The organism is Curtobacterium sp. MCLR17_044, from assembly GCF_003234435.1.
Lineage (GTDB): Bacteria > Actinomycetota > Actinomycetes > Actinomycetales > Microbacteriaceae > Curtobacterium > Curtobacterium flaccumfaciens.
On record NZ_QKTC01000040.1, the window covers coordinates 1 to 7,389 of the forward strand.

The 7,389-nt window shown below is 71.1% G+C and carries 9 protein-coding genes; 1 reads left to right on the forward strand and 8 read right to left on the reverse strand.

Going from position 1 to position 7,389, the window contains the following annotated elements:
- Nucleotides 1-52 precede the first annotated feature (52 nt).
- The 8 genes from DEJ04_RS17950 to tilS form a co-directional block, all read right to left on the reverse strand.
- Nucleotides 53-574: a PH domain-containing protein gene (locus DEJ04_RS17950; protein ID WP_111047992.1), complete on the reverse strand. Its 522-nt coding sequence runs from the start codon at nucleotides 572-574 to the stop codon at nucleotides 53-55.
- Nucleotides 575-598: 24 nt separating this feature from the next.
- The gene (locus DEJ04_RS17955; protein WP_111047993.1) at nucleotides 599-1,093 is read right to left on the reverse strand and encodes a DUF3180 domain-containing protein; all 495 of its coding nucleotides are present in this window, start codon (nucleotides 1,091-1,093) and stop codon (nucleotides 599-601) included.
- Nucleotides 1,090-1,644 (reverse strand): 2-amino-4-hydroxy-6-hydroxymethyldihydropteridine diphosphokinase, encoded by a 555-nt coding sequence (gene folK / locus DEJ04_RS17960; RefSeq protein WP_111047994.1) that lies wholly within the window; start codon nucleotides 1,642-1,644, stop codon nucleotides 1,090-1,092. Before folK ends, DEJ04_RS17955 begins: the two co-directional genes overlap by 4 nt.
- The gene (gene folB / locus DEJ04_RS17965) at nucleotides 1,641-2,030 is read right to left on the reverse strand and encodes a dihydroneopterin aldolase (protein ID WP_111047995.1); all 390 of its coding nucleotides are present in this window, start codon (nucleotides 2,028-2,030) and stop codon (nucleotides 1,641-1,643) included. Before folB ends, folK begins: the two co-directional genes overlap by 4 nt.
- A complete protein-coding gene (folP, locus tag DEJ04_RS17970; RefSeq protein WP_181437880.1) occupies nucleotides 2,027-2,995 on the reverse strand; it encodes a dihydropteroate synthase in 969 nt (322 codons plus the stop codon). Before folP ends, folB begins: the two co-directional genes overlap by 4 nt.
- A gap of 6 nt (nucleotides 2,996-3,001) precedes the next feature.
- Nucleotides 3,002-4,990, reverse strand: coding sequence for an ATP-dependent zinc metalloprotease FtsH (ftsH, locus tag DEJ04_RS17975; protein WP_111047996.1), 1,989 nt, complete (start codon nucleotides 4,988-4,990; stop codon nucleotides 3,002-3,004).
- Between the two features lie 158 nt (nucleotides 4,991-5,148).
- Nucleotides 5,149-5,700: a hypoxanthine phosphoribosyltransferase gene (gene hpt / locus DEJ04_RS17980; RefSeq protein WP_017887686.1), complete on the reverse strand. Its 552-nt coding sequence runs from the start codon at nucleotides 5,698-5,700 to the stop codon at nucleotides 5,149-5,151.
- Between the two features lie 9 nt (nucleotides 5,701-5,709).
- The gene (gene tilS, locus DEJ04_RS17985) at nucleotides 5,710-6,729 is read right to left on the reverse strand and encodes a tRNA lysidine(34) synthetase TilS (RefSeq protein ID WP_111047997.1); all 1,020 of its coding nucleotides are present in this window, start codon (nucleotides 6,727-6,729) and stop codon (nucleotides 5,710-5,712) included.
- Between the two features lie 64 nt (nucleotides 6,730-6,793).
- Here tilS and DEJ04_RS17990 point away from each other — a divergent pair, with 64 nt between their 5' ends.
- The gene (locus tag DEJ04_RS17990; RefSeq protein ID WP_111047998.1) at nucleotides 6,794-7,285 is read left to right on the forward strand and encodes an inorganic diphosphatase; all 492 of its coding nucleotides are present in this window, start codon (nucleotides 6,794-6,796) and stop codon (nucleotides 7,283-7,285) included.
- The last annotated feature ends 104 nt before the right edge of the window (nucleotides 7,286-7,389 follow it).

Here is a 7,389-nt window from a genome sequence, read left to right on the forward strand (position 1 = left end):
GGGCGGGCGGAGCGGGTGGCGGGGTGCCCGGTCGGAAGGTCACGGACGACCCCTACAGTCCGGCGCGACGGGACTCGGCGAGCTCGACGAGGCGGTCGCGCAGCTCGTCGGCGTCCGCTGCCGGGACACCCGGGATCCGGACGTTCGTCGCAGCCGCGGCGGTGACGAACTTCAGCTCGCTCATGCCGAGCGCCCGGTCGAGCGGCCCGCGGGCGACGTCGACGAGCTGCATCCGGCCGTACGGCACGGCCGTGAACCGCTGCCACATGAGGCCGCGTCGCACGACCAGGTCGTCGTCGCGGAGCGCGTAGCCGATGGCCCGGACCCGTCGGGGCGTGAGCGCGGCGGTGATCGCCGTGGTGACCGCGACGACGATGCCGATGGAGAGCCACACGGTGCCGGCCCCGGAACCGAAGCCGTCGGTGACGATCCCGATGAGCACGCAGCCAGCGGTGAGCACGACACCGATCACGAGCGTGGTGATGAGTTCGGCCCACACGAGCTTCGCGGACACCCGCTGCCAGGCGATCCCACCGAGGCCGAGGCCGGGCTCGTCGAGTCGTTCACGCGGCATCGCGGGCCTCCTGGGGTTGCTCGGTCAGTTCACCGTCGTCGAACCGTTGCGGGGATCGTCACGGTCGTCGTCGTCGTCACCCGGAGGTGCGATGCACATGCGCTCCGCCACGAGTGCGCAGACCGTCAGGACGATCCCGCCCCCGACGGCGATCACGTTCGGCAGGGTCGAGCCTAGCGAAGGCGTCGCGGAACGGGTCAGCAGGTACAGCACGAGGCCGAGGGCGAACCCGCCGAGCAGCGTGCCGCAGATGCTGGACGCCTTCGCGAGCACGACGACCCGGGTCGCGTAGAGCGGGTCGACCGGCCGCTGGCGTCCGGCACCGTCGCGCGCGTGCCGGCGCACCGGGCGCGCCATGAGCACGACGGCGACGCCGATGAACGCGAGCGTGACGCCGAGCGGGATCGAGAACAGGAACGTCGGCAGCTGGCGCGACGCCAGGACGGCGTCGAGTGCGAAGCCGGCGACCACCGTCACGACGGCGATGCTGATCAGCGTGGAGGCGCGGGTGGGCTTCATGCGCTGGTCGCGCTCCCCGCAGGCCGGGAGGCCCGTGCCGGCTCCGCGAACAGGCGCGGCTCGTCGACGCGCTCGGTGTCGTCCCCCACGGCGGTGAGCAGGTCGGCCACCGGTCCGGCACCGGGCAGGACGGCCTCGGGGTCGGCGTCGAGCCACGGGGCGAGCACGAACGCGCGCTCAGCGGCCCGCGGGTGCGGCACGACCAGGGTGTCCGTGGCGATCCGCAGGTCGTCCACCGCGACGATGTCGAGGTCGAGGGTGCGGTCGCCCCACCGGACCTCGCGCGTGCGGCCGTGGGCGTCCTCGATGCCGTGCAGGGCGTCGAGGAGGGCCTGCGGCTCGAGGTCGGTGTCGACGACCACGACGGCGTTCCGGTAGCGGGGCTTCGACGTGTCGAGGCCGTCCAGGGTCACGGCGACCGACTCGACCTCGCGGCTCGAGGCCACCGGCACGACCCGGGGCAGGGCGGCGATCGCGGTGGCGGCGGCACGGAGCGTGCTCCCCCGGTCGCCGAGGTTCGCTCCGAGGGCGACGACGACCCGGTGGGTCATTCTTCTTCCTCGTCCCGCACCGTGGCGCCGCGGGCACGCCGGATGGTGATCGAGACGTCGGTGAACGGCACGGTGATCGGGGCCTGCGGCTTGTGCACCGTGACCTCGGTCGCCAATGCGGCACGGTGGGTGAGCACGGCCGCGGCGATGCGCTCGGCCAGCGTCTCGATCAGGTCGACCGGGTCGCGTTCGATCTCGGCGACGACCTGCTCGGCGAGGACGCCGTAGTGCACGGTGGCGTCGAGGTCGTCACTGCCCGAGGCGGCGCGGGCGTCGAGCTCCACGGCGACGTCGACGACGAAGTCCTGGCCGTCCTGACGCTCGTGGTCGAAGACGCCGTGGTGTCCGCGGGCGCGGACCCCGGTGAGTCGGATGGTGTCGTTCACGATCGAGCTGCCCTCCAGGCGTCCCAGACGTCGAGCACGGCACGGGTCGGTGCCGGGTCGTGCACGCGCACACCCCACGCGCCGCGTTCGGCGGCGAGCAGGCTGATGGCGGCGGTGGCGAGGTCGCGCTCCCTGGGCGGGGCACCCTCGGGGCTCCCGACACCGTCGAGGAACCGCTTGCGTGAGGCGGCGACGAGCACCGGCAGACCGATCGAGGCGAAGCGCTCGTAGCCGGCCAGGATCTCCCAGTTCTGCACGCCGTGCTTGGCGAAGCCGAGGCCCGGGTCGATGACGACCTGCTCCTGCCGGACGCCGAGCACGATGAGTTCGGCGACCCGGAGCTCGACCTCACGCCGGACCTCCTCGACCGCGTGGGTGTACTCGGCGTTGCGGTACATCCGGTCGCTGTGGCCGCGCCAGTGCATGACGACGAAGCCGACCCCCGTCGACGCCACGACCCGGGCCATGTCCGGGTCGGCGAGCCCGCCCGAGACGTCGTTGACGATGGCGGCACCGAGGTCGACGGCACGTTCGGCCGTTGCGGCGTTCATCGTGTCGACGCTGACCGGGATGCCCTCGGCGACGAGCTGCTGCACGACCGGCAGCACCCGTTCCTGCTCGACCGGCACGGGCACGCGCTCCGAACCGGGGCGGGTGGACTCCCCACCGACGTCGATGACGTCCGCGCCGGCCGCGACGAGGTCCCGTGCGTGCTGCACGGCGTCGTCGTAGGCCTGGTGCAGCCCGCCGTCGCTGAACGAGTCGGGGGTGACGTTGAGGATGCCGAGCACCCGGGTGCGTTCCTCGGCCGGGCCACCGCGGTCACGGCGACGGCCGGTCACGACCTCGGGCACCGGCTGGGGTGCACGGAGGTCGATCGCGACCGTCGCCGGTTCGGCGGCGGCGGCGCGGGCACGACTCACCTCGGCGAGTCGACGCTCTCGTCGCGTCGGCAGCTCGGTCATACCGGCCTACGCGGGGGCGATACCCGGGTTGCCGAACGGGCGACGACGGGTCTTCGAGGTCGACTCGGAGTCCGACGGGTCCGCTGCGGTCGAGGCGGCCTTGCCGGGCACGTCGATCGCGGGCAGGTTGCTGACCGGGCGCTTGTCGCTGGAGAGCCACTGCGGGCGCTCCGGCAGCTTGCGGACGTCCTTGAAGATCTCCACGAGCTCCGGGGCGTCGAGCGTCTCCTTCTCGAGGAGCTCGCCGGCCAGGCGGTCGAGGATGTCCCGGTTGTCGTTGAGCACCTGGTAGGCCTCGTCGTGCGCGGCCTCGAGCAGGGCGCGGGTCTCGGCGTCGACCGTCTGGGCGATGGTCTCCGAGTAGTCGCGACCGGTGCCACCGCTCATGTCGCGGCCGACGAACGGCTCGCTCGAACCGGACCCGAGCTTGACGGACCCGACAGCCTGGCTCATGCCGTACTCGGTGACCATCTTGCGAGCGGTGCCGGTGGCCTTCTCGATGTCGTTCGAGGCGCCCGTGGTCGGGTCGTGGAAGACGATCTCCTCGGCGACGCGACCACCCATGGCGTAGGTGAGCTGGTCGAGGAGCTCGTTGCGGGTGACCGAGTACTTGTCCTCGAGCGGGAGCACCATCGTGTAGCCGAGGGCACGGCCACGGGGCAGGATCGTGATCTTCGTGACCGGGTCGGTGTGCCGCATCGCCGCTGCCGCCAGGGCGTGGCCGCCCTCGTGGTACGCGGTGATCAGGCGTTCCTGGTCGGACATGATCCGGGTGCGGCGCTGCGGGCCGGCCATCACGCGGTCGACGGCCTCGTCGAGGGCACGGTTGTCGATGAGCTGCGCGTTCGAACGGGCGGTCAGCAGGGCCGCCTCGTTCAGGACGTTCGCCAGGTCGGCACCGGTGAAGCCCGGCGTCTTGCGGGCGAGCAGCTCGAGGTCGACGCTCGCGGCGAGCGGCTTGCCCTTCGCATGCACCTCGAGGATCTGCTTGCGGCCGGCGAGCCCCGGGGCGTCGACGCCGATCTGGCGGTCGAAACGGCCGGGACGCAGGAGCGCGGGGTCGAGCACGTCGGGACGGTTCGTCGCGGCGATGAGGATGACGTTCGTCTTGCCGTCGAAGCCGTCCATCTCGACCAGGAGCTGGTTCAGCGTCTGCTCGCGCTCGTCGTTGCCACCGCCGATGCCGGCACCACGGTGACGACCGACGGCGTCGATCTCGTCGATGAAGACGATGGCCGGCGAGTTCGCCTTGGCCTGCTCGAAGAGGTCACGGACACGGCTCGCACCGACACCGACGAACATCTCGACGAAGTCCGAACCGGAGATCGAGTAGAACGGCACGCCGGCTTCTCCCGCGACGGCGCGGGCGAGCAGGGTCTTGCCGGTTCCGGGAGGGCCGTAGAGCAGCACGCCCTTCGGGATCTTCGCCCCGACGGCCTGGAACTTCGCGGGCTCCTTGAGGAACTCCTTGATCTCGTGCAGTTCCTCGATCGCCTCGTCGGCACCCGCGACGTCGGCGAACGACACCTGCGGGTTCTCCTTGTTGTTGATCTTGGCCTTCGACTTGCCGAACTGCATGACCTTCGAGCCGCCGCCCTGGGCGCTCGAGAGCAGGAACCAGAACAGGGCACCGATGATCAGGAACGGCAGCAGGATGCCGAGCAGCGACAGGAACCAGTTGCCCTGTTGCACGGTGTCGTTGTAGCCGTCCGGCAGGTTGGAGTCGTTGACCGCCTGCACGACCTCTTCGCCGCGCGGCGTGGAGTAGTAGAACTGCTCCTGCTTGTCGCCGTCCTTCAGGACGAGGTCGACCCGCTGCTCGGTGGAGTTGATGGTCACGGACGAGACCTTGTCATCGGACAGCTGCTCGAGACCCTTCTGGGTGTCGATCTGTTGCGTGCTGCCCTGGCTGATGACGCTCCAGCCGATGAAGATGCCCGCCAGCGCGATCAGCACGTAGAGGTACGGGCCGCGGAAGATGCGCTTGAAGTTCATGTGATCCGGGCGCGAGTGCCCGACACCTTTCTCTGCCGAAGTTGCGTGCAGGTCAGCATACGGCCGCGATTCTGTGGCGAGAATGGGTGTCCTCTGCGGGCGAACTCACCCCCGGGCCAGAGTCGGCCGAGTGCGGCCCGAGCGCGGCGGGCTGCCCGTCAGGAGTAGACGTGCGGAGCGAGGACGCCGACGCCGCGCAGGTTGCGGTAGCGCTCGTCGTAGTCCAGGCCGTACCCGACCACGAAGGCGTCGGGGATGTCGAAGCCCACGTACTTCACGTCGACCTCGACCTTGGCGGCCTCGGGCTTGCGCAGCAGGGCGACGATCTCGACGCTCGCGGCACCACGGGACTGCAGGTTCTGCTTGAGCCACGACAGGGTCAGACCGGAGTCGATGATGTCCTCGACGATCAGGACGTCGCGGCCGTGCAGGTCGGTGTCGAGGTCCTTGAGGATCCGCACCACGCCGGACGACTTCGTGCCGGAGCCGTACGACGACACCGCCATCCAGTCCATCCGCGCCTGCATCTTGAGGTGGCGCGAGAAGTCCGCCATCACCATGACGGCACCCTTGAGCACCCCGACGAGCAGCGGGTCGCGGCCCGCGTAGTCGGCGTCGACGACCGCCGCGAGCTCGGCGAGCTTCTCGTCGATCTGCTCAGGGGTGAAGAGCACTTCGGACAGGTCTGCCTGGACGTCGGAGAGTTCCACCACGCCAGCCTAACCGGCGCTGAACTCGATACGGTCGCCGGTCCGCGTGGCACGGACGCCCGGCAGGTCGATCGGGCCCTGTCCGCTCCAGTCCGTGACGAGCCGGCAGACCTCGAGCGTCTGCACGCGCGACAGCGTCACCCCGAACTCGCTCTCCACCGCCAGGCGCACGAGTCGCTGCCGGAGCGCCGGTGGGTTCGCTCCGAGCGCCCGCACCGACAGCGAGATGCCCGCCTCGGAGTGCTCGGCGATGTCCTCCGCGATCTCCTCGGCGAAGTGGTCGAGCGCCGCGGAGTCCTCGCGCAGCTGGTCGGCCGTGCGGGCCAGGGCCTCGGGCACCCCGGCACCGAGCTCCCGTTCGAGCACCGGCAGCAGGGTGTTCCGCACCCGCACCCGTGCGTACGCGGGGTCGTCGTTCTGCGGGTCGCGCCACGGCGCCAGCCCCGCTGCGGCGCACGCCTGCCGGGTCGCGTGGCGCCGGACCGACAGGAGCGGCCGGCCGTAGGCCGGACCGCCGTCACGGCGGGCGAGCGGCTGCATGCCGGACAGGCTGTCCGGCCCGCTGCCGCGCAGCAGGCCGAGCAGCACCGTCTCGGCCTGGTCGTCCAGGGTGTGGCCCAGCAGCACCAGGGGTGACCCGGTGGCGGCCGCGACCTCGGCGATCGACGCGTGGCGGGCCTCCCGGGCGGCGCCTTCCGGACCACCGTCGGAGCCGACCGTGACCCTGCGGACCGTCACCGGGTCGAGTCCCAGCTCGGATGCCTGCCGGGAGGCGCGGCTCGCGACCGCCTCGGAGCCCGCCTGGAGCGCGTGGTCGACGACCACTGCCCCGGCCCGCAGACCCTGCTTGCCCGCTTCGAACGCGGTGGCCGCAGCGAGGGCGAGGGAGTCCGGTCCGCCGCTCAGTGCGACGAGGACCAGGTCGCCTGCGGCGACCACGCCGTCGTCGACGGCTGCGGCGAGCAGGTCGCGGACCGCCAGGCGGGTCTCGGCGACGGCGGGGTCGAGCCGGGGACGCGGAGAGTTCACCCGGTAACGTTAGCCGCGCTTTCGCAACACACGACAGTCCCCGAAGCAGACACAGGAGCGCAACATGGCCGCGTACGACGTCGTCGTCGAGATCCCCAAGGGCAGCCGCAACAAGTACGAGGTGGACCACGAGACCGGTCGCGTCTATCTCGACCGCGTGCTGTTCACCTCGTTCGTCTACCCCACCGACTACGGGTTCTTCGAGAAGACCCTGGCCGACGACGGTGACCCCGTGGACGCGCTGCTGCTGCTCGAGTTCCCGACGTTCCCCGGCGTCGGCGTCAAGGTCCGCCCCGTCGGCGTCTTCAAGATGAGCGACGAGGCCGGCAACGACGAGAAGGTCCTCGTCGTCCCCGCCAAGGACCCGCGTTGGGCGCACATCCAGGACATCTCGGACGTGCCGGAGCAGACGAAGGCCGAGATCGCGCACTTCTTCGAGCGCTACAAGGACCTCGAGCCGAACAAGTGGGTCAAGGCCGATGGCTGGGGCGACGCCGCCGAGGCCGAGCGCATCGTGCAGGCCGGTCAGGCCGCGTACATGCCCGGCTCGCACTGACGATCCCCTGACGACGAACGGCGCCCGCTCTCCATCCGGAGGGCGGGCGCCGTTCTGTGTCGTGCGCGCGGCTGTCGCGCGGGGCGGGGCGTGCGGGGGCGCGG